The sequence below is a fragment of the Aggregatibacter sp. HK296 genome (assembly GCF_980469475.1).
In genome coordinates this window covers 621,422-642,831 of record NZ_OZ413142.1, presented here as the reverse complement: position 1 = coordinate 642,831, position 21,410 = coordinate 621,422, and the positions used below count along the sequence as shown (strand labels likewise).

Annotated in this window: 18 protein-coding genes; 12 read left to right on the top strand and 6 right to left on the bottom strand. The window is 43.1% G+C overall.

The features are described 5' to 3' along the window. Window positions 1-152: 152 nt before the first annotated feature. Window positions 153-1,100 carry a bile acid:sodium symporter family protein gene (locus AC30SH_RS03195; protein WP_489582097.1) on the top strand — a complete coding sequence of 316 codons (948 nt, stop codon included), beginning with the start codon at window positions 153-155 and terminating at the stop codon, window positions 1,098-1,100. Between the two features lie 75 nt (window positions 1,101-1,175). On the opposite strand, the gene prfC is transcribed toward AC30SH_RS03195, so the two are convergent. Next, complete coding sequence (prfC, locus tag AC30SH_RS03190; protein ID WP_489582096.1) at window positions 1,176-2,759, bottom strand: peptide chain release factor 3; 1,584 nt, start codon at window positions 2,757-2,759, stop codon at window positions 1,176-1,178. Window positions 2,760-3,483: 724 nt separating this feature from the next. Here prfC and AC30SH_RS03185 point away from each other — a divergent pair. The 4 genes from AC30SH_RS03185 (at window position 3,484) to argG (ending at window position 7,936) form a co-directional block, all read left to right on the top strand. Then, window positions 3,484-4,521, top strand: a complete 1,038-nt coding sequence (locus AC30SH_RS03185) for a porin (RefSeq protein WP_489582394.1) — start codon at window positions 3,484-3,486, stop codon at window positions 4,519-4,521. Between the two features lie 235 nt (window positions 4,522-4,756). Beyond that, complete coding sequence (locus tag AC30SH_RS03180; protein WP_485861379.1) at window positions 4,757-5,617, top strand: phosphoribosylaminoimidazolesuccinocarboxamide synthase; 861 nt, start codon at window positions 4,757-4,759, stop codon at window positions 5,615-5,617. A gap of 65 nt (window positions 5,618-5,682) precedes the next feature. Further along, window positions 5,683-6,513 carry an SDR family oxidoreductase gene (locus AC30SH_RS03175; RefSeq protein WP_314885357.1) on the top strand — a complete coding sequence of 277 codons (831 nt, stop codon included), beginning with the start codon at window positions 5,683-5,685 and terminating at the stop codon, window positions 6,511-6,513. 85 nt (window positions 6,514-6,598) lie between these two features. After that, window positions 6,599-7,936, top strand: a complete 1,338-nt coding sequence (gene argG / locus AC30SH_RS03170; protein ID WP_489582095.1) for an argininosuccinate synthase — start codon at window positions 6,599-6,601, stop codon at window positions 7,934-7,936. 147 nt (window positions 7,937-8,083) lie between these two features. Here argG and qseC read toward each other — a convergent pair whose 3' ends face one another. The 3 genes from qseC to AC30SH_RS03155 form a co-directional block, all read right to left on the bottom strand. After that, entirely contained in the window at window positions 8,084-9,454 is a 1,371-nt protein-coding gene (gene qseC, locus AC30SH_RS03165) for a quorum sensing histidine kinase QseC (protein ID WP_376921990.1), read from the bottom strand. After that, window positions 9,444-10,109 carry a response regulator gene (locus AC30SH_RS03160; RefSeq protein ID WP_314311217.1) on the bottom strand — a complete coding sequence of 222 codons (666 nt, stop codon included), beginning with the start codon at window positions 10,107-10,109 and terminating at the stop codon, window positions 9,444-9,446. Before AC30SH_RS03160 ends, qseC begins: the two co-directional genes overlap by 11 nt. Before the next feature lie 89 nt (window positions 10,110-10,198). Beyond that, a complete protein-coding gene (locus tag AC30SH_RS03155; RefSeq protein ID WP_295976662.1) occupies window positions 10,199-10,615 on the bottom strand; it encodes a YgiW/YdeI family stress tolerance OB fold protein in 417 nt (138 codons plus the stop codon). 129 nt (window positions 10,616-10,744) lie between these two features. Here AC30SH_RS03155 and AC30SH_RS03150 point away from each other — a divergent pair, with 129 nt between their 5' ends. Continuing rightward, on the top strand, window positions 10,745-11,860 hold the full coding sequence (locus AC30SH_RS03150) for a pyridoxal phosphate-dependent aminotransferase (RefSeq protein WP_376921989.1): 1,116 nt from the start codon (window positions 10,745-10,747) through the stop codon (window positions 11,858-11,860). 90 nt (window positions 11,861-11,950) lie between these two features. Beyond that, a complete protein-coding gene (fdhE, locus tag AC30SH_RS03145) occupies window positions 11,951-12,868 on the top strand; it encodes a formate dehydrogenase accessory protein FdhE (RefSeq protein ID WP_489582094.1) in 918 nt (305 codons plus the stop codon). A gap of 88 nt (window positions 12,869-12,956) precedes the next feature. Here the strand turns inward: fdhE and cpdB are convergent, their stop codons facing one another. Beyond that, window positions 12,957-14,933, bottom strand: a complete 1,977-nt coding sequence (gene cpdB / locus AC30SH_RS03140; protein WP_489582093.1) for a 2',3'-cyclic-nucleotide 2'-phosphodiesterase — start codon at window positions 14,931-14,933, stop codon at window positions 12,957-12,959. A gap of 243 nt (window positions 14,934-15,176) precedes the next feature. Here cpdB and AC30SH_RS03135 point away from each other — a divergent pair, with 243 nt between their 5' ends. The 4 genes from AC30SH_RS03135 (at window position 15,177) to AC30SH_RS03120 (ending at window position 18,818) form a co-directional block, all read left to right on the top strand. Then, a complete protein-coding gene (locus AC30SH_RS03135) occupies window positions 15,177-16,076 on the top strand; it encodes a siderophore ABC transporter substrate-binding protein (protein WP_109128015.1) in 900 nt (299 codons plus the stop codon). Window positions 16,077-16,151: 75 nt separating this feature from the next. After that, on the top strand, window positions 16,152-17,117 hold the full coding sequence (locus tag AC30SH_RS03130) for an ABC transporter permease (RefSeq protein ID WP_109104172.1): 966 nt from the start codon (window positions 16,152-16,154) through the stop codon (window positions 17,115-17,117). Further along, window positions 17,107-18,048, top strand: coding sequence for an iron chelate uptake ABC transporter family permease subunit (locus AC30SH_RS03125; protein ID WP_109104171.1), 942 nt, complete (start codon window positions 17,107-17,109; stop codon window positions 18,046-18,048). Before AC30SH_RS03130 ends, AC30SH_RS03125 begins: the two co-directional genes overlap by 11 nt. A gap of 11 nt (window positions 18,049-18,059) precedes the next feature. Beyond that, complete coding sequence (locus AC30SH_RS03120; protein ID WP_109104170.1) at window positions 18,060-18,818, top strand: iron ABC transporter ATP-binding protein; 759 nt, start codon at window positions 18,060-18,062, stop codon at window positions 18,816-18,818. An 87-nt stretch (window positions 18,819-18,905) separates the two neighbouring features. Here the strand turns inward: AC30SH_RS03120 and mepM are convergent, their stop codons facing one another. Next, window positions 18,906-20,438, bottom strand: a complete 1,533-nt coding sequence (gene mepM / locus AC30SH_RS03115; RefSeq protein ID WP_239303991.1) for a murein DD-endopeptidase MepM — start codon at window positions 20,436-20,438, stop codon at window positions 18,906-18,908. 193 nt (window positions 20,439-20,631) lie between these two features. On the opposite strand from mepM, the gene znuC reads away from it, so the two are divergent. Beyond that, a complete protein-coding gene (gene znuC / locus AC30SH_RS03110) occupies window positions 20,632-21,405 on the top strand; it encodes a zinc ABC transporter ATP-binding protein ZnuC (RefSeq protein ID WP_489582092.1) in 774 nt (257 codons plus the stop codon). Window positions 21,406-21,410 lie beyond the last annotated feature (5 nt).

Below are 21,410 nucleotides of genomic sequence, written 5' to 3'. Positions count from 1 at the left end.
TCATGAGTTAAAAACGTGAATTTCTTGCGAAAATAAAAAAATTCACGTTTTCTCCTTTTTTGCCCCGAAAATATTTTTTCATTTCGCTTATTTTCTGCTATGTTGACTGCTCTTTTTTCACTACTCGTACTTTTAATTTTTAAGGATTTTTTATGCACGCATTGCTTAAATTTACCCAATTTGTCAGTAAAACCTTTGCCCTTTGGGTGTTACTTTTCGCTCTCCTCGCCTTTATCTCGCCGGAAACCTTTTTATGGCTCCGCCAATATATTCCTTACTTGCTCGGCATCGTCATGTTTGGCATGGGGATTACGCTGACGTTCAACGACTTCAGTGAAGTTGCAAAACATCCGAAAGCCGTCATTGTCGGTGTAGTCGGACAATTTGTGATCATGCCGTCCATTGCTTTTGTCCTCGCAAAAGCATTGAATTTGCCGGATGATTTAGCGGCTGGTGTGATTCTTGTCGGCTCCTGCCCAGGTGGTACGTCCTCTAACGTGATGACCTATTTAGCCCGTGGTAACACCGCACTTTCCGTGGCTTGCACCACCATTTCCACCTTGTTGGCGCCGTTATTAACGCCGGTAATTTTCTATGTCTTGGCAAGCCAATGGATCGAAATTAACGCAACGGCGATGTTTGTTTCCGTATTAGAAATGGTGCTTTTCCCAATTTTCTTAGGCTTAGTGATTCGTGCCCTGTTCAAAAAACAAATGTCGCAAATCAGCCAAACCATGCCTTTGGTTTCTGTCATCGCGATTGTCTTAATTCTTGCTGCAGTGGTTGCCGGAAGTAAAGACAAAATCATCGACTCCGGTTTATTGATTTTCGGTGTGGTTGTGTTGCACAACTGTTTGGGTTACCTCATCGGCTTTATTACAGCCAAATTACTCAAATTAAATAACTACGACAGCAAAGCCATCGCCATTGAAGTGGGTATGCAAAACTCCGGTTTAGGCGCAGCACTTGCCACCGCACACTTAAACCCAATCGCTGCCGTACCAAGCGCTGTGTTCAGTTTCTGGCACAACGTTTCCGGCCCGATTTTAGCAAACTACTTCTCCACCTTGAAAAACGGTAATGAAGAAGAAAACAAGTAAATAAAAACACCTAGAAAAAAGACCGCACTTTAATCTCTTAAAGTGCGGTCTTCTTTTTTAACGTTTTTAAACGAATTAATGTTCGCGGGTTTTGAAGAATGTCACATCCGGATAACGTTCTTGCGCAAGATTGAGATTCACCATCGTTGGTGCGATATAAGTGAGGTTATCGCCACCGTCTAACGCTAAGTTTTGTTCATTTTTACGTTTAAACTCTTCAAATTTTTTCGCATCGCCACATTCCACCCAACGTGCGGTTGCCACGTTGACGGTTTCATAAATGGCTTCTACGTTGTATTCAGATTTCAAGCGCGAAACGACCACATCAAACTGCAACACGCCCACCGCACCAACGATTAAATCGTTATTCAACAACGGACGGAAAACCTGCACGGCGCCTTCCTCGGAAAGCTGTACCAAGCCTTTTAATAATTGCTTTTGCTTAAGTGGATCTTTTAAACGAATACGACGGAATAACTCCGGTGCAAAGTTTGGAATGCCCGTGAATTTTAAGTCTTCCCCTTGGGTAAAGGTATCGCCGATTTGAATCGTACCGTGATTGTGCAAACCGATAATATCGCCGGCATAGGCTTCTTCCGCATGTGCACGGTCGCCCGCCATAAAGGTTAACGCATCAGAAATGACCACCTCTTTACCGATACGTACATGTTTGAGTTTCATGCCTTTTTCATATTTGCCGGACACAACACGTAAGAATGCAACACGGTCGCGGTGTTTTGGATCCATATTGGCTTGAATCTTGAACACGAAGCCGCTGAATTTTTCTTCATCGGCAGACACTTTACGCACATCGGTTTGACGAGCTTGTGGCGCAGGTGCCCATTCGGTTAAGCCGTCAAGGAAATGATCCACGCCGAAATTCCCTAACGCCGTACCGAAAAAGACCGGTGTCAGTTCACCGTTTAGGAATAAATCTAAGTCAAATTCATTGCTGGCGCCTTTGACTAATTCCAATTCATCACGTAATTGTTGTGCCAAATCGTCACCTACGGCGTTATCCAATTCCGGATTATTTAAGCCTTTCACAATGCGTACTTCTTGAATCGTGTGCCCTTGTCCGGTTTGGTAAAGATAAGTTTCGTCTTTATATAAGTGATACACACCCTTGAACAATTTGCCACAACCGATAGGCCACGTAATCGGCGCGCAGTGAATTTTCAATACGCTTTCTACTTCATCCAACAATTCCATCGGATCGCGAATATCACGGTCAAGTTTGTTCATAAACGTGATGATCGGCGTATCGCGCAAACGAGCAACTTCCATCAATTTAATGGTACGATCCTCAACCCCTTTCGCGGAGTCAATCACCATCAAACAGCTGTCCACCGCCGTTAAAGTGCGGTAGGTATCTTCAGAGAAATCCTCATGCCCCGGGGTGTCCAGCAAGTTGACCAAACAGTCGTTGTATGGGAATTGCATCACGGAAGTGGTAATGGAAATCCCACGTTGTTTTTCCATTTCCATCCAGTCGGATTTCGCATGTTGCGCGGAACCTTTGCCTTTCACCGAACCGGCTTTTTGAATGGCGTTACCATAAAGCAAAACCTTTTCGGTAATGGTGGTTTTACCTGCATCGGGGTGAGAAATAATCGCAAACGTGCGGCGTTTATTAACTTGTTCTTGTGGGTATGTCATCTGTTCTGTCTGTGTTGTTTGATGAAAAAATAAAGAAACCGCCTTAAACGACGGTCCAAAAATGAGTGGCGCAACTATATGCTTTTTAGTCACTTTTTTCAAGTTTGAGAATCATAAATGGGAGCACGTTGCAACAAAGTGCGGTGTATTTTCCGGGTATTTCTATTTCACTATGATAAGCACTTAGCGTGTATTAAAAATGCACAAAATTTATTCTCTCTTTCATTCATCAAATAAAAATTCATTTCAAATGGAGTGAAAGACTTTTCCCATCCCATTGTTTTTAAAGGCGAATTTCGTCAACCATTACGTGATCAGCATCACAAAAATAAGATGAAATCTCAAATAAAGTACTTACATATTTATTTTATTAAATACTCATTTTAGTAAATAAAAAAATTAAAATAGAAATCAATAAGTTAAATCAAATCCAGTAGAAAATAGCCGATCAAGAAAATATAAAAATTGTGATCCAGATAACACTTTTCGCCACTAAACAAAAATGGAAGAATTACATAACCATTTGAAAAATAATGGTTTTAAAAACCACGTGAAATTTGTCGTTTATTGACAGCACTAAAAAGTTTTATTAGCGTTGAACCGAAATCGAGAAAAACGCCATTTAATAAAAACAAAATGGAGTGAAACATCCGATTTTATACAATAAGAACGTCAATTTTGTTAAAACTAAAACTCAAGGTGATTAACATGAAAAAAAACACTTATCGCACTAGTAGTAACAGCAATGGCTGCGGCTTCAGCAAATGCTGTTGTCGTTTATAAAAACGAAGGCACAAAAGTTGAATTAGACGGACGTGGCGCATTCGAAATCGTTAACATGAAAGATAAAAAAGTTGACACTAGTGGCAAACGTACTGATTTAGTTGACCGTGGTTCCCGCGTTCGCGTTCGCGCAAGCCAAGAGATTGGTAACGGTTTCAGCGCATTAGCCGCATTTGAAATTCGTTTCACTCAAAATGGTACTGTTGGTGATGGCATCAACACTAAACGTTTATTCGGTGGATTTGCACATAAAGATATCGGTTCATTGACTTTCGGTAACCAATTGACTTTGGGTGACCACATTCCTAAAGCTAACTATTCTTACGAATTAAGCGGTAACGTATTACACGATAGCGCAGCAAAAGCAGTTCACTTTATGTCTAGCAAATTTGCCGGCTTCCGTGTTGCTGCAGACTATTACTTTGGCGAAGCAAATAAAGCTAAAGCAGATGAGGGTCAAGGTTTTGGCGTAGGTGCTTTCTATGATGGTCAATGGGGCGATGTGGGTGTAAGATTCGGTTCCGGCTATATCGAAGTGAAAAAAGCTGATGCGATGACGAAAGACTACAAACAAAAAATTGCCGGTGTTGGTTTTGACGTAAAATATAAAATCGTTAGCGTTGGTTTTGACTGGGCTCATGGTACATCAATGAAAGGTCACAGAGACTACAACTTCAAACACAGTATGGGTAATAAAGCTACTGGCGTTGGCAGATACGAAAAAATCGACCGTTTTGACTTAGGTTTGAAAGTCGATTTAACCGAGCAAAATGCCCTTTACGGTGCATACTTATGGGGTACCGGTAAAAATGAAGGCCAAGCTAACGGTAAATACAGAGGTTGGGTAATGGGTGTTGACCACAGATTTAACAAACACGTTGCTGTTTACCTTGAAGGCGGCAAAGCGAATGTTAAAGAAAACGGTGAAAAAGTTTCCGATGCAACCCGTATCGGCTTAGGTACCCGTATCATGTTCTAATTCTTATTATTCATAAAATACATACTACTGTCTTTTTGACCGATAGCGAAAGCTATCGGTCTTTTTATTTTGAATAATCCACTTAAAAACATTCTTTTTTCTGACCGCACTTTATTTCCTTACGCAGACATCAATCCAGCACAAAATAAAATTCTCACCAAAAAATGCAAACGTTTGCGTAAAAAGTGCGGTACAATACGCGCCATTATTTTTACGCAGATAAAAAGGGAATGAAATGACACGACTTAGTCTAAAAAAAATCTATTCCGGCAAAGTACGGGATTTGTATGAAATTGATGACAAACGAATGTTGATGGTCGCCAGTGACAGATTGTCGGCGTTCGATGTGATTTTAGATGATCCGATTCCGCGTAAAGGCGAAATCCTGACACAAATTTCTAACTTTTGGTTTAACAAACTGGGGCATATTATGCCGAATCATTTTACCGGCGACAGCGTTTACGATGTGTTACCCAAAGCGGAAGCCGATTTAGTGAAAGATCGTGCGGTGGTGTGCAAACGCTTAACCCCGATTAAAATCGAATCTATTGTACGCGGTTATTTAACCGGCAGCGGACTGAAAGATTACAAACAAACCGGTACAATTTGCGGTTTAGTCTTGCCAAAAGGGTTAGTAGAAGCCAGCAAATTGCCTGAGCCAATTTTCACGCCATCCAGCAAAGAAGAAATCGGCAATCACGACATTAATATTAGCTATGCCGAGTGCGAAAACTTAATCGGCAAAGATTTAGCAGCGCAAGTAAAAGAAAAAGCCATCGCCCTTTATACCGAAGCGGCGAAATATGCCTTAACCAAAGGTATCATCATTTGTGACACCAAATTTGAATTCGGCTTGGATGAAAACGGCACATTAACCTTGATGGATGAGGTATTAACGCCGGATTCTAGCCGTTTCTGGTCAGTAGAGACTTATAAAGAAGGAACAAACCCACCGTCTTTTGATAAACAATTTATTCGTGACTGGTTGGAAAACAGCGGTTGGAATAAACAGCCACCGGCGCCGAAAGTGCCGTCGGATGTCATTCAGAAGACTGTAGATAAATACCAAGAAGCCTTGGATTTATTAACAAAATAACACTTAAAGGAATTCCCGCTATGCATTAGAATAGTGGGAATTTTTTGTAACCGGATAGGAGTAATATGAGGTCGGTCGCCATTGTCGGGTTAGGTTGGCTAGGTTTGCCACTGGCGCGACATTTAAAAAATCTAGGCTGGGAAGTGAAAGGCACGAAACGCACTCACGATGGTGTAGAACAGATGCGTTTAATGCGTTTGGAAGCCTATCATTTGGAACTTACCCCTGAAATTAATGCGGATCCTGATGATGTCAGTGCCTTGCTAGATGTGGATTCGCTGATCATTAATATTCCACCAAGCCAATATTTTTTCGATCTCAATCAATATGTTGAAGGCGTACAAAATCTGGTTAACGAAGCCTTATTACAAGGCGTAAACCACATTATCTTTATTAGTTCCGTCTCCGTTTTTCCTGATATTTCCGCCCATTTTGATGAATCCGTCACCCCACAGCCGGACAGTGACATAGGGCGCGCCTTGGTTGAAATTGAAAACGCCTTGGCAAAAATGCAAGACATTGATTGCGATATTATTCGTTTTGCCGGTTTAGTCGGTAACGATCGTCACCCTGTTTATTCCATTGCCGGAAAACAAGCACTCAAGTGCGGTCATTCTCCGGTAAATTTAGTCCATTTAGACGATTGCGCACGCGCCATTCAATTATTGTTAGAAACCCCGGGCGGCTATCGTTTATATCATTTGGCCGCGCCAATGCACCCAACACGGGAAGCCTATTATCAGTATGCGGCAGAAAAATACGGGCTAGAACCACCGCACTTTATTAACTCAGAACAAGATCCGCAGCGCATTATCATGGCGGAAAAAATTTGTCATGAATTAGAATTTGTTTACCAATATCCTGACCCGAATTTAATGCTGACAACAGAAGAATAAAAGTGCGGTTGTTTTTCGAAATGTTTTTACCACGTACTTTTATCAACCCCATTCACTCAAACAAACACAGATAAGGAAAGAAAATATGTCAAATACCATTTTGCAACACTTACCCAAAGGTGAAAAAGTCGGTATCGCCTTTTCCGGCGGCTTAGACACCAGCGCGGCATTGCTTTGGATGCGTCAACACGGCGCCATTCCTTGCGCTTACACCGCGAACCTTGGCCAACCGGATGAAGAGGATTACGAGGCTATTCCACGCAAAGCCAAAGAATATGGCGCAGAAATGGCCCGCTTAATCGACTGCCGCACGCAATTAGCCCAAGAAGGCATTGCGGCGATCCAATGCGGTGCGTTTCACGTGACGACAGGTGGTTTGACTTATTTCAACACTACTCCATTAGGCCGTGCGGTAACCGGCACCATGTTGGTCTCCGCCATGAAAGAAGATGATGTCAATATTTGGGGTGATGGCAGTACTTACAAAGGCAACGACATCGAACGTTTCTATCGTTACGGCTTAATGACCAACCCAAATTTAAAAATTTATAAACCTTGGTTGGATCAAAAATTCATCGATGAATTGGGCGGCCGTTTTGAGATGTCTAACTTCTTAATTGAAAACGGCTTTGATTACAAAATGTCTGTCGAAAAAGCCTATTCCACCGACTCCAACATGCTTGGCGCGACTCACGAGGCAAAAGACTTGGAATTCTTAAATTCCGGTATTCGTATCGTCAACCCAATTATGGGCGTACCATTCTGGCGTGAAGACGTACAAATCAAAGCGGAAGAAGTGACGGTGCGTTTTGAAGAAGGCATCCCGGTGGCATTAAACGGTAAAACGTTCGACAACATCGTAGAATTGTTCCTTGAAGCCAACCGCATTGGTGGTCGTCACGGCTTAGGGATGTCCGACCAAATCGAAAACCGTATCATCGAAGCAAAATCACGCGGCATCTACGAAGCCCCGGGAATGGCACTGTTACACATCGCTTACGAACGTTTAGTGACTGGCATCCACAACGAAGACACCATTGAACAATACCGCATCAACGGTATTCGTTTAGGTCGCTTGTTATACCAAGGTCGCTGGTTCGATCCACAAGCCTTAATGTTGCGTGAAACTGCTCAACGTTGGGTGGCTCGCGCGGTCACCGGTGAAGTGACGTTAGAGCTACGTCGTGGTAACAACTATTCCTTACTCAACACGGAATCGCCGAATTTAACCTACCATCCGGAACGTTTGAGTATGGAAAAAGTGGAAAATGCACCGTTTGATCCGGTAGATCGTATTGGTCAATTAACCATGCGTAACCTTGATATCACCGACACCCGTGACAAACTCGGTATCTATTCCCGCACCGGTTTACTGGCGACAAACAAAGATTCTGCGTTACCGCAATTATACAAAAAAGCGTAAAACGCTCTCTTTGGGGACCGCACTTTACAGCGAAAAAAAGCAAGCCTTTTGGCTTGCTTTTTTGTTTTCATAAAACCGATTCAACAGCATCAAATAAAAAAGTGTGGTGGAAATTCACCGCACTTTTAGCCCCGCCTTTTCATCGACTTACAACAAAATCTCCGCACACAACCCGATGCGTTCACCGGCAGCACCTTTACGGTTAGAAAGGTTGAGTTGGTAATGATGCAATTCGGCAATGCGGCGAACAATAGACAAGCCTAAGCCGCTGCCTTTTTCGTTTTGCCCGGCGGGGCGATAGAACCGTTGACCGAGTTTAGCCAGATTAGCCTCATCCACACCGCCACCGTTGTCTTCCACCAAAATCTTGTTTTTTTCCAACCGCACTTTAACCTGGCTACCCGCCGGGCAATAACGAATGGCATTGTCGATCAGATTACGCAACATAAGCGCCAACAACAACGGTTGCCCCCTTTTTACCGGCGGCACGGTGATTGGCTCAAATGCCAATGTGATTTGGTGTTTCTCCGCATGAAAATACAATTCTCCCATCAACGACGGAATCAACTGTTCCCAATGAATTTCCTGTAAATTCTCCAGTTCTTTCAAATTATCCAAGCGAGAAAGGGTTAATAATTGCTCGATAAGCTGGGTTGCGCGATCGATGCCTTTGGTCAGATTTTCCAATGCCTGTTCACGCAAGTGAGCGTCATCACCGGCAAGTTGCGCCACTTCCGTTTGAATACGCAAAGCGGCAAGCGGGCTGCGCAATTCATGGGCGGCATCTGACGTAAAGCGGCGTTCACGCAATAAGGTGGCAGAAGTGCGGTCGAAAAATTGATTTAAATTTTTAATTAACGGCAAAATTTCGGTCGGCAGATTGTCGGTCGGTAACAATGAGGTATCATCCGGCGGGCGTTTCGCTACTTGCTCGCCCACTTCTTTTAAGCTGCGCAATTCTCGGCGAATAATCAATCCCAGTGCCGCCAATAAAAACGGCAAACCGGCAAACCAAATCCACATTTGCCCGAATACCATTTTATTGATCAGTTCATCGCGATATTCCTGCTCCTGCCCCACGGCAACCATTAAACGACCACCGGCAACAGGCAACCAGAAAATACGCCAGTCATCATCGTCCTCTCGAATTTTACTGAGTGAAAAGCCTTTTTTAGGCGCATAAATAAAGTTTTCGCCATTTTCACCGTCACTGAGCACGATGTTGCCGTCTGTGGTAAAAATCGCAAAAGCTAGGGCATCGTCATCAAAGCGGTGCTTTTTAAAAGGACGGCGTGGTTGTGGGTTGTGACGCTCGGTTAAAAGATGGCGTAAATCAGAGGAAGCCAGCCGTTCGGCAAAGAGAATTTGTTGTGCATCAAAAACTTGGTTCACTTCTTTACGGACTTGAAACCACGCTACCGCCGTGGAGATCAGCCACACCAAAACAGACACCAAAGACAAGGTGGCAATTAATCGAAAACGGAGGCTGCGCTTGTGCCAATTAAGCTTATTCATCATTTTTTCCTAAAGCATAACCCACGCCATGCACGGTGCGAATAAATTGTTTACCGAGTTTTTGGCGCAAATTATAAATATGCACTTCCAAGGCATTGCTGTTGACTTCGTCATCCCAGTTGTAAAGTTTTTCTTCAATAAAATCACGGGTGAGGACGCGTTCTTTATTCAGCATAAACAGCTCAAGCAGTTTGTATTCACGCGTGGTTAATGCAATTTCTTGTTCATTCAACAACACTTTGCGTTGATTCGGATCGAATTTGACGCAGCTATGCTGAATAATCGGGCTGGCATGCCCATAACGACGACGAATCAACGCTTGCAAGCGCGCCACCACTTCCGCCAACGCAAACGGCTTGCATAAATAATCGTCTGCGCCACGTTGTAAGCCCGTAATGCGTTCATCTAAGGTATCTCGCGCCGTTAAAATCAACACCGGCACATCCTGCCCGTTTTTACGCCATGCCTGCAGCACATCTAAGCCGTCCATTTTCGGCAACGTTAAATCTAACACCACCGCATCATAAGGCGCGCCTTGTGCTGCCGCCAATCCGCTTTTGCCGTCAGTAAACCAATCTACTGCAAAGCCCGATTTGGTCAAACCGATTTGAATGCCGTTGCCAATAAGCGCATCGTCTTCGATTAATAAAATTCGCATAAAAAAATCACCGCACTTTTCACTTGAGAAATCGCTATTATCAGAACAAACAAAAAGTGGCTCATCACCACTTTCTGTTTTTTGTCGGATTATTTTACAATTTTTTCGACACGATCAATATCGACTTCCGTTTTATTCCAAGATTTATCCACTTCACCGTAAAGTTTTACTTCATCGCTTGGGGAAATATCCTGACCGCGCCATGCTTTGCGGTCGATTTCTACTTGGAGTTCACCGCTGGCATCTTTGAAAATATAGTCATCTTTACCCACTTGTTTAACGATATTGCCTTGTAAAATCACATATTGATCGTCAACCCACGAAGTGGCGTCTGCTGCTTTGCTTAGTGTTTGTTCGCCATTAACAAACCCACCACGTTTAAAATCCCCTTTTTGATGGTGTTGTACTTGTGACGCATTAGGATCTTGGAAACCACCTTTGGCAAAAGCGCCGCTTGCGGCAACGGTTGCTAATACGAAAATTGTTGCTAAACTACGTTTCTTCATTTGAAATCTCCTTCATAAAGTTCATCATCACAAAGCCCCTTGCTTTGTTGAGAGCTATTAAATCAAGTAAAAATTAAGAAAAGATTAAGAAGCTTAAAATTTTCTAAAAAAAGAGAAAAAGGAAACATTATGCGTTACGACAACATGTCCGCTTTTATTGTGATGGATATTGTACGAGAAGCGGCAAGATACCCGAACGCCATTCATTTTGAAATCGGTCAGCCGGATTTACCGCCTTCCGATAAGGTTAAAGCCGCGTTGCAAGATGCCGTGCAGCACAATCAATTTAGTTACACAGAAAGCCTTGGACTTCTGGCGTTGCGAGAAAAAATCGCCGCGTATTATGACCGCACTTATCAGGTGAAAATCAATCCGAATCGGATTTTGCTTACGCCCGGTACCAGCGGTGCATTCCTAGTGGCTTATGCCCTCACCTTAAATAACGGTGACAAATTGGGTTTAACGGATCCGTCTTATCCTTGTTATAAAAATTTTGCTTACATGATGGATATTCAGCCGGAATTCATGCCGGTAGATAAACAAGATTGTTATCAATTAAGTGTAGAGCAATTAAAACGCCATCAAATTAAAGCGTTACAAATTTCCTCGCCGGCAAACCCGACAGGCAATATTTACACCACCGAACGCTTGAAAGCGCTTAACGAATATTGTCGTGAACACGACATTGCGTTTATTTCCGATGAGTTGTATCACGGTTTGGTGTATGACGAAGCTGCTGCAACCGCATTGCAATTTAACGATAAGGCCTATGTCATCAACGGTTTTTCTAAATATTTCTGTATGCCGGGCTTACGTTTAGGCTGGATTATCGTGCCGGAGGATAAAGTGCGTGAAGCTGAAATCATTGCGCAAAATATCTTTATTTCCGCACCAACATTAAGCCAATATGCCGCATTAGAAGCCTTTGACGAAGCCCATCTTGCGCAAGTGAAACAACAATTCCAAGAACGTCGCGATTTTTTATATAACGCCTTAAAAGACATTTTTACCATTGAGTTTAAACCCCAAGGCGCTTTTTATTTGTGGGCTGATGTGTCGAAATACACCAATGACAGCTATGAATTTGCCAAACAAATGCTCCATGAAATTCAGGTCGCCACGACACCGGGCATTGATTTTGGGCAAAATGGTACGAAGCATTATTTGCGCTTTGCTTACACACGCAACATCGAGCATTTGCAAGAAGGGGTAAACCGCATTAAACAATGGCTGGAAAATAAATAAAAATTACCCGTTTCGGTCATTGAACAGTAAATTTATGCGCCTATAATAGGCATGAATTTTCACTTTCTATTAACAATAAGCCCTAAAATTATGAGTATCCGAATTCTACCTGAAAATGAAATTAAACAAGCGGCAGCCTCTTATACTGCGCCGCCACTGTTGTTTTCCAACCCGAAAAATTTATATCAACGCCGTGCCACACGTTTAAGAGAATTAGCGCAGGATCATCCGCTCGCTGATTATCTGTTGTTTGCCGCCGCGATTGCCGATGCGCAGTTAGTCTTGCTTGAAAGCATGCCGATTCCACAAGATCCTCGATTACAAGCGCTTTCCGGTGAGCAATTAGCAAATAAGCCACTAGATGTGAAAAACTGGCTGCGTGACCCAATTTGGCGCAAATTATTGACCGCACTTTTAGAGAAATTAAAACCTTCTGCCAACGACCAGATTCTCACCACGATTGAATGGTTAGAAAAAGCCGCAGACAGTGAATTGGAAGACCTTGCCGATAAAGTCTTGGCACAAGAATTTGCCACTATTTCCAGTGATAAAGCCGTCTTTGTATGGGCGGCATTATCCTTGTATTGGTTCCAATTAGTGCAACAAATTCCGCACAACGCCAAACAAGAAAGTACCGAAGATTTACATCTTTGCCCGGTTTGCAGCGCCTCTCCAACGGCCAGCATGATTCATTTAGGTACAAATCAAGGGTTACGCTACATGCACTGTTCTTTATGTGAAAGCGAATGGAATATGGTGCGCACACAATGCACAAACTGTGGAGAAAGCAGCGATTTAGATTATTGGTCCCTTGATGAGCATTTAGCGGCAGTTCGCAGCGAAAGTTGCGGAAGCTGCCGTAGTTACCTTAAAGCCTTATACCAAGAAAAAGATCCGAAAATGGAAGTGATTGCTGATGATTTAGCGTCTATCTTTTTGGATATGGAAATGGAGAAAAAAGGCTTTATGAAAAGCGGTTTGAATCCGTTTGTGTTCCCGGCGGAATAAATCAAAACAATTCCAAAAACGTGCGAAAAAACTACCGCACTTTAACAATAAAAAGGCATCCATGAGATGCCTTTTATTTTGGAGTGAATTATTTGCCGGATAAATCAATTTGATACACAGCAAATCCCACTTCATCAGTACCCACCTGTTTCATTGGGTATTGAGCATTTTCTTTGATAAATTGCGCCGTTTGTTCGCTTGGTGAAGTTTCAAAGCGGACATCTAATTTATCGTTGCCTTTAATCGGCACGAAGCGCCAGTTTTTGTCGGCACGTGGGTTCACTGCGCCGTCTTTTTCACTGGTGGCTTTGATGTAATCTGCCAACACTTGACGGTTTTCATCCGGTGACGCGTAAACAATGTGCTTGTCGCCGGTACCTGGGAATTTATTACCATAAGCACGGTAGTTATTGGTCGCGATTAAGAATTCCGCTTTCTGATCCACCGGTTTGCCTTGGTAAGTCAAATTCACCACGCGGTGGGCATCCGGATTGATTAACTTGCACTCGCCGTCATAACGTGGTGGTTGGGTTAAATCGTATTCGTAATTGACACCGTCGATCACATCGAAGTTATAGGTGCGGAAGCCTTCCCAATCCAATAAAGATTGTGGTTTATCGCTGGCAGGATCGATTTGCTTAAACATCCCCGCGCTGCATTCCAACCATTCTTTCAATTGCTCACCGCTGACTTTTACCACCACTAAGGTATTCGGATACAAGTATAAATCCGCTGCATTGCGGAACGTTAACTCGCCTTTGTTCACTTCGGTATAGCCTGTCGGATCGTTTTTACGTCCGCCCGCTTTAAACGGTGCGCCCGCACTTAAAATTGGCAAGCCAGCCATCGCCGGTACACTTGGGGCAACTTTTTCCACATAAGCTTTTTGCGCTTGGTTAACAATTTGGATGGTTGGGTCATCTTGCACCAATGCCAAATAGCTATACATATTGTCGGTGGCTTTACCAATCGGCTGTGCAACGAATTTACGGGTCGCTTCATGGGTTTCTTTTAAAAGTGCGGTCATTTCCGGATCATTTTCTGCCAACGCCTTTTTGTTTTCCGCATCATAAATCGGACGCAATACCGCCTTGCCGTCAGTGACAATCCATTTACCGTTATGCTCGCTCAACACCAAATCCACGACACTGATATTGTTCGCCCAGTAACCTGCCATGCTTTCCGGCACGCCTTTTACGGTACCTTTAACAATATCTGCGTTCGGTGATTTGGCAAATTCTTTATTCGGGAACAAGCGGTGGGAGTGACCGAAAATCACCGCATCAATGTGTGGCACATCCGCAAGATAGAACGCGGAGTTTTCTGCGCCCTCATGATACGGCTCGTCGGATGGGCCGGTATGCGCCAACGCCACGATAATATCTGCGCCTTTTTTCTTCATTTCCGGCACATATTTTTGCGCACTTTTTACAATGTCGTGAGTTTCCACTTTGCCCGTTAAATTGGCTTTATCCCACACCATAATTTGTGGCGGCACAAAACCGATATAACCGATTTTTAGCTTATGAGATTTGCCTTTGTTGTCCACCACCGTTTTTTCCTGAATCACATAAGGCGTGTAATACGGCTCCTCAGTTCCCGCTTTCACCACGTTGGCGTTCACAATCGGGAACTTCGCCTGTTTGATGGCATCGGCTAAATAATCCAAGCCGTAGTTAAACTCGTGGTTACCCAATGTCCCCACTTCATAATGCATGGCATTTAAGCAATCCACCGCCGGATTTGGTTTACCTTCTTTATAGCCCACTGCCGCTTGATAATCGGCAATCGGGTTGCCTTGAATTAAATCGCCGTTATCTACCAACACGCTGTTTTTTACTTCCGCACGAGCTTGACGAATCAAACTTGCCGCACGGGTAAAACCGAATTTCTCTGTCGGCGCGTCTTTGTAATAGTCAAAGTCCGTCAAAAAACTGTGAATATCAGTGGTACCGATAATGCGTAAATCGACTTGGTTATCGCTTTTCGCGAAAGCCATACGGTTACAACTGAGCGCTAATACACTGGTCGCACCGATTTGAATAAAACGTCTTCTATTCATCATAATAAACTCCTTCGTTAGGGAAAATGGGTTAAAAAATACGGCGTTATTGTAAGTAAATTGCGAGGGCTTTGAAAGGAAAAGTGCGGTCAGAAAAATGTCTGTTTTTTAACCGCACTTTTATCTTTCCATCTTCTTCTCCGCATTGAGAAATAACGATTTTTTCCAACATTTACATTTACCTTTTACTAAATTGAGATAGAATACATGAGAATAATTTTCAATTTCAAATAAAGAGGTTTTAGAATGTTGAAAAAAACATTATTAGCATTAAGTTGCATCACCATCGCTGTCTCTACTTGCGCAAAAGAAATTACGATTCCAACGGCACGAGGAGAAGTGACATTAGCAGCACCGCCAGCCAAAATAGCGGTGTTTGATACGGGAAGCCTTGATACCTTGCAAGCCTTAGGCGTGAAAGTCGATGGCGCAGCGGATGTGGCAAAACTCCTTCCGTATCTGAAACCAACCTTAGATTCGGCAAAAAATGTCGGCACCATTTTTGAGCCAAACCTTGAAGCCTTAAATGAACTTAAACCTGATTTAATTATTGTCGGCACCCGCACGGCGAAAAAATTTGATGATGTCAGCGCTATTGCAAAAACGATCGATTTAACCGATAACGGTAATAAATTAGTGGAAAGCGGCATTCAACGCATTGACAGTTTCGGCCGTTTATTTGATAAACAAGCGGCAGCAGATAAGTTAAAAGGTGAATTGGAAACCTTATTAAAAGACACTAAAGCCGCCGTGAAAGACAAAGGCAACGGTTTAATTATTTTAGTCAACGGTGGCAAAATTTCCGCATTCGGTAGCGGTTATCGTTTAAGTTTTATTCATGATGAACTTGGCGTACCAATGGCGGATCCGAGTATTAAAGGTACCGGTCATGGCCAACCGGCGAGCTTTGAGTTTATTGAAAAAACCAATCCTGACTGGTTGTTTGTGTTAGATCGCATTTCTGCTATTGGCGAAGAAGGTAAAACCGCCAAAGACGTATTGGATAATGAATTGGTTCGTCGCACTAAAGCCTGGAAAAACGGTCACGTCGTTTATCTCAGTAGCGCTTCCTACCTAGCCCCGGGCGGTGCGGAACAATTAAAAACGGACTTAAACGCGATCAAAACCGCTTTCGAGAAAAAATAATCACGCTTATCGTTCTCTTCATTGTGTCAAACTAAGGCAATAATGAAGAGAACTTTTTATTGCCTAAAAAACGCCATGTCGAATATTTTTACCCTAAATCGGATAAATTTTTTCATTCTTGTGTTACTCGCCGCATTAAGCATTACCGTGGGCGTAGCCGATTTTCATTGGTCTCAATTTTTTTCTCAGCCGGAACAAATGCAAGTCCTGTTAGTCAGTCGATTACCTCGTACCTTCGCCGTGATTTTAGTGGGAGCAACCCTTGGCGTAGCAGGCATGGTATTACAAATTGTCTTAAAAAATCGCTTTATTGAGCCGGGCATGATCGGCGCCAGTCAAAGCGCGGCATTGGGGATTTTATTCGCCAGCCTATTATTTCCAAGCGCCGCCTTGCTTCTCAAAATGTCCGTCGCCACCGTCTCCGCACTCATCGGCATGGGCATTTTTACCTTATTGTTACAGCAATTACCGCCACATCAGCGTCTCATGGTGCCGTTGGTGGGGATTGTGTTCGGCAATATTATTGAGGCGATGACCACCTTTCTTGCCTACGAAACAGACAGCTTACAAACCTTGTCCATTTGGTTTTCCGGCGATTTTTCCGGCATTTTGGCAGGACGTTATGAATTATTATGGCTTACCGCCGCCCTTGCCGTGGTGGTTTATATCATGGCCGATCGTCTGAGCATTACCGGACTGGGGAAAAATATCAGTACCGGCTTAGGGATTAATTACCGCCAAATGACGTGGTTTGCATTAATTGTGGTGGCGATGATTACTGCGGTAGTCGTAGTCACCGTCGGGCAAATTCCCTTTATCGGTCTGGTTGTACCAAATATTATTTCCCGCTTAGCCGGTGACCGATTACGCCAAAATCTGCCTTCGGTTGTATTGCTCGGCGCCAATTTGGTCTTGATTTGCGACATTATAGGTCGAGTCATTAACGCACCTTATGAAGTACCGATTTCGACCATTTTCGGCATTGTCGGCACATTGATTTTCCTCTATTTGTTATTTAAGGGGAAAGCCAATGCAAAATAATCGCGTCATGTTATTACTCGGTGCCCTACTCACGTTTGCTTGCGTCTTTTTTATGACCTATCACGCCAATGGTAACTGGGATTTCATTTTGCCGTTTCGTGGAAAGAAACTGTTGTTATTGCTGATGATGGCCTACACCATTGGCATATCTACATTGCTATTCCAAACCTTAACTAATAACCCGATTCTAACACCCAGCATTTTAGGCTTTGATTCCTTATATTTATTGGTGCAAAGCATTTTAGTGTTTCTCTTCGGCGGGATTGGATTTACACAACTCAATGTGGCCGGCAAATTTGCCTTTGAAACCTTGCTTATGTTGCTTGGTGCACTCCTGTTATTCCGTACACTCAGCAAAAACAACAGCGATCTCGCCCGCATGATTTTGGTAGGGATTATTTTCGGTGTGCTTTTCCGCAGTGTAAATAACCTGCTACAGCGCATGATCGATCCCAATGAATTCGCCGTTGCACAAGGATCTTCCTTTGCCAGTTTTAACACGGTGAACCCTACCTTATTATGGATTGGTACTGTCATTACATTGGTCAGTGCCCTGTGGATTTGGCAACAACGTTTTAAATTAGATGTACTCCTACTGGGGCGTGAACGCGCTATCGGATTAGGCTTGGAATATCATCAGTTCAGCCGCCAATTACTCATTTGCTGCGCATTTTTAGTGTCAATTTCCACCGCACTTGTGGGACCGATTCTGTTTTTAGGCTTATTGGTATGTGCTATCGTCAATGCCATCAGCCCAACCATGCATCACAGCATTCGCATCCCAATGACGTTTATGGTGTCGGCCATCACATTAGTAAGCGGTCAAGCCGTGTTCGAACAGGTAATGAAGATGCAGGGTGTGCTTAGCGTAGTTATCGAATTTGTCGGTGGATTGGTGTTTATCTATTTGATGTTAAGACGGGCAAAATAAAGGAATGTCTTGTGATAAAAATTGAAAATATAACCTATAAAATTAATCAGACGACGATTTTAAATAACATTAATCTCACCATCCCCAACGGTGGTATTACCGCATTGATCGGCGCTAATGGTGCAGGTAAATCCACGCTACTCTCTTTGGTTGCGCGCTTAAATCCGATTCAACAAGGGCAAATTTGGCTAAATGATATGGATATTGGCACCACGCCATCACGCACCATTGCGCAAAACCTGGCAATTCTGACCCAAGATAACGTGATTCATAGTCGCATTACGGTAAAAGATTTGTTGATTTTCGGCCGTTATCCGCACCATCAGGGGCGCCCGACGGAAGAAGACAATGTCATTATCCGCGATGCCTTGCAACGTTTTGAATTAGCCCCCTTAGCTAATCGTTTTCTTAGCGAACTTTCCGGCGGTCAACGCCAACGAGCGCTCATCGCCATGACATTTTGCCAACAAACCGATCATGTTTTGTTAGATGAGCCGCTCAATAATCTGGACATGTTCCATGCACGCGAACTCATGCGCTTGCTACGCCAGCTTACCGATGAACTGGCGCTGACAACGGTAATGGTGGTGCATGACATCAATATGGCGGCCGCCTACGCTGACACCATTGTCGCCATGAAAAACGGTGAAATCGCAATGATTGGCACACCTACCGAAATTATCACGAAAGAAAACTTAAAATCTGTGTTTAATTTGGATGCAGACGTGTTGGATTATCAAGGGAAAAGATTAGTGATACATCATATTTGATAAATGGTGGTACGGCTTTTATAAAAAAGTGCGGTCGATTTTCACAACGTTTTTAAAACAGCTGGAAAAACCACCGCACTTTCAAAACTAACGTAACAAGCGTTCTACTTCATTGGCTTTAACAAGGAATTGTTTACGTTCAGCCGTTGCCATTCCGCTACTTCCCCCCGGAAGTTTAACCGTGAGCGGATTCACCGGGCGTCCGTTAATATGGAATTCATAGTGTAAATGCGGGCCGGTTGAGCGACCGGTATTCCCCGACAATGCAATACGCTCCCCTTTCTTCACACTTTGCCCGGCTTTCACCAACGGATGGCTTAAGTGCATATACACGGTTTGGTATTCTCGGGAATGACGAATGACCACATAACGACCGGCGCCATTTGCCTGATACGCAATTTTTTCTACCGTACCGTCTGCCGGCGCAATCACCGGTGTGCCTATCGGCATGGAAAAATCCACGCCTTTATGTGGCGCAATACGACCTGTAACAGGATGAAGACGACGTGGGTTAAACGGTGAAGATACACGCGCTTGACGTTGCAAAGGATAACGGGAGAAACCTTTACCTAAGGTTTCCCCTTGGCGGTTATAGTAACGTCCGTTCGCAGCTTGAATCGCATAATACCCTTTACCGCTGCTCATAATATGAATGGCTTCTACGTTACCTTGACCGGTACGTTTATCTTCCAAATATTCGCGAGAAACTAAAATCGATATTTTGGTGTCTTTTTTCAGTTGTTTTAAACTCACCTGCCACTGTAACGCAGAAATCAGTTGGTAAATTTGACGATTATCTAAACCTAATTTTCTTAGGCTATTGACGAAAGAGCCATCCATTTCGCCACGTAATACTTCCCGTTTCCAAACGCTTTTCTTTTCCAGAATTTGACGGGTAAACTTGCCTTCTGACTGTAATTCATAGATGTATTCTTTTTTCTGTGAAACCAACCAATTCAAATATTCCAATTCACCGTCATTATTCAAAATCCAATAGAATTGTTGACCTGCTTGCAAATGTTTGAGTTCAGGGTAAGCAGCAATCAGTTGCTTGCTGGTATCATCCTCTAAACCGGAAAGTTCCAATACATCCTTTAAGCTATCGCCTTTCACCACGGTGTGACTAAATTGATCTTTGATTCTCATTGCTTGATCCGCCACATCTAAAATATTCACGACAGCATCTTTCGCATCACTTGGCAATGTATCCAGATCATCAAATTCATCATGGGTTTTGACTTCTTCAGATTCATCGTCTTTCCCCACATCATCCTCATAAGAAGTGGCCTCATCTACAGCATTGAGGTTAAAGGTGTCGGCTAAAATTTGTGTTTCTTGAACAGCTTCATTGGTAAAAGAAACGACATAGGAAGAAACAGGATAAAGCTCACCTAACGAGAGAATTTCCTGAAGCAGATGATTCGTATCAGAAAGTGTATTTTGGGTCGAAAGGTTGGAATAGGTGGGATTTTTAACACTTTCGATTTTGTCTTCTGCGGTGTCATTTAAATGCAGAAAAAAGCCGGTAAAAATCAACAAAAGCGCCAAAAAGAAAATAAGCGCTTTAATACGCGACTTTCTTTGGCGACGTTCTCTTGCTAATTTTACGTGTTGTACCACTGTGGTTTCCTTACAACGGATAAACTAAGTTTACTTATGACTCAATAAAAATAAAAAAATTCAACGGGTAAAGCGAAATTCCTGACAAACGGCGCAATTATACACATAAATTATCGGGGAACTTGTTAAATCATAAAAAATAAGCTATTTTTAGCGCAATTTTTCTCCAATGAAATCTCAAATAGAACCCATCATGCAAATCAATGCAATAAAAGTGCCCTTGGTCGAATTAAAAGACATCAATGTAAAATACGGGCAACAAGTCGCACTCAGTCATATTAACCTCACCATTTACCCAAACTCGATTATTACTATTGTGGGGCCTAATGGCGGTGGTAAATCCACACTATTAAAAGTCTTACTCAAACTACAACAACCGACGTCCGGCTCTGTGCGCTACAACAAAAATATTCGTATCGGTTACGTTCCGCAAAAGATCCATTTAGACCATAACTTACCCATTACCGTTGAAAAGTTTTTATCCTTAAAAAAAGGAATTTGTCGTCAGGATATTCAAGACGCAATGGCATTATTGTCTATTAGCCATCTCATTCACAACAGTATGCAAAAACTTTCCGGTGGTGAAATGCAACGGGTTTTACTGGCACGAGCGATTTTAAATAAACCGAATTTATTGGTGTTGGACGAGCCTACTCAAGGCGTAGATATGACCGGCCAAGCAGAGCTTTATCAACTGATTCAGCAGACCCGTGAAAAATTAAATTGCGCAATTCTGATGGTGTCGCATGATTTACATATTGTCATGGCTGACACTAACGAAGTGCTGTGTATTAACCAGCATATTTGTTGCGCCGGCACGCCTGAAACTGTTTCAAACGATCCAACGTTTATTCACTTTTTTGGCGATCAGTTTTCTAAAAATATCGCGGTTTACACCCATCACCACAATCATCGTCATGATATGCACGGCGATATTTGCGGTATGGAATCGCCCCATTCACACTAACGATT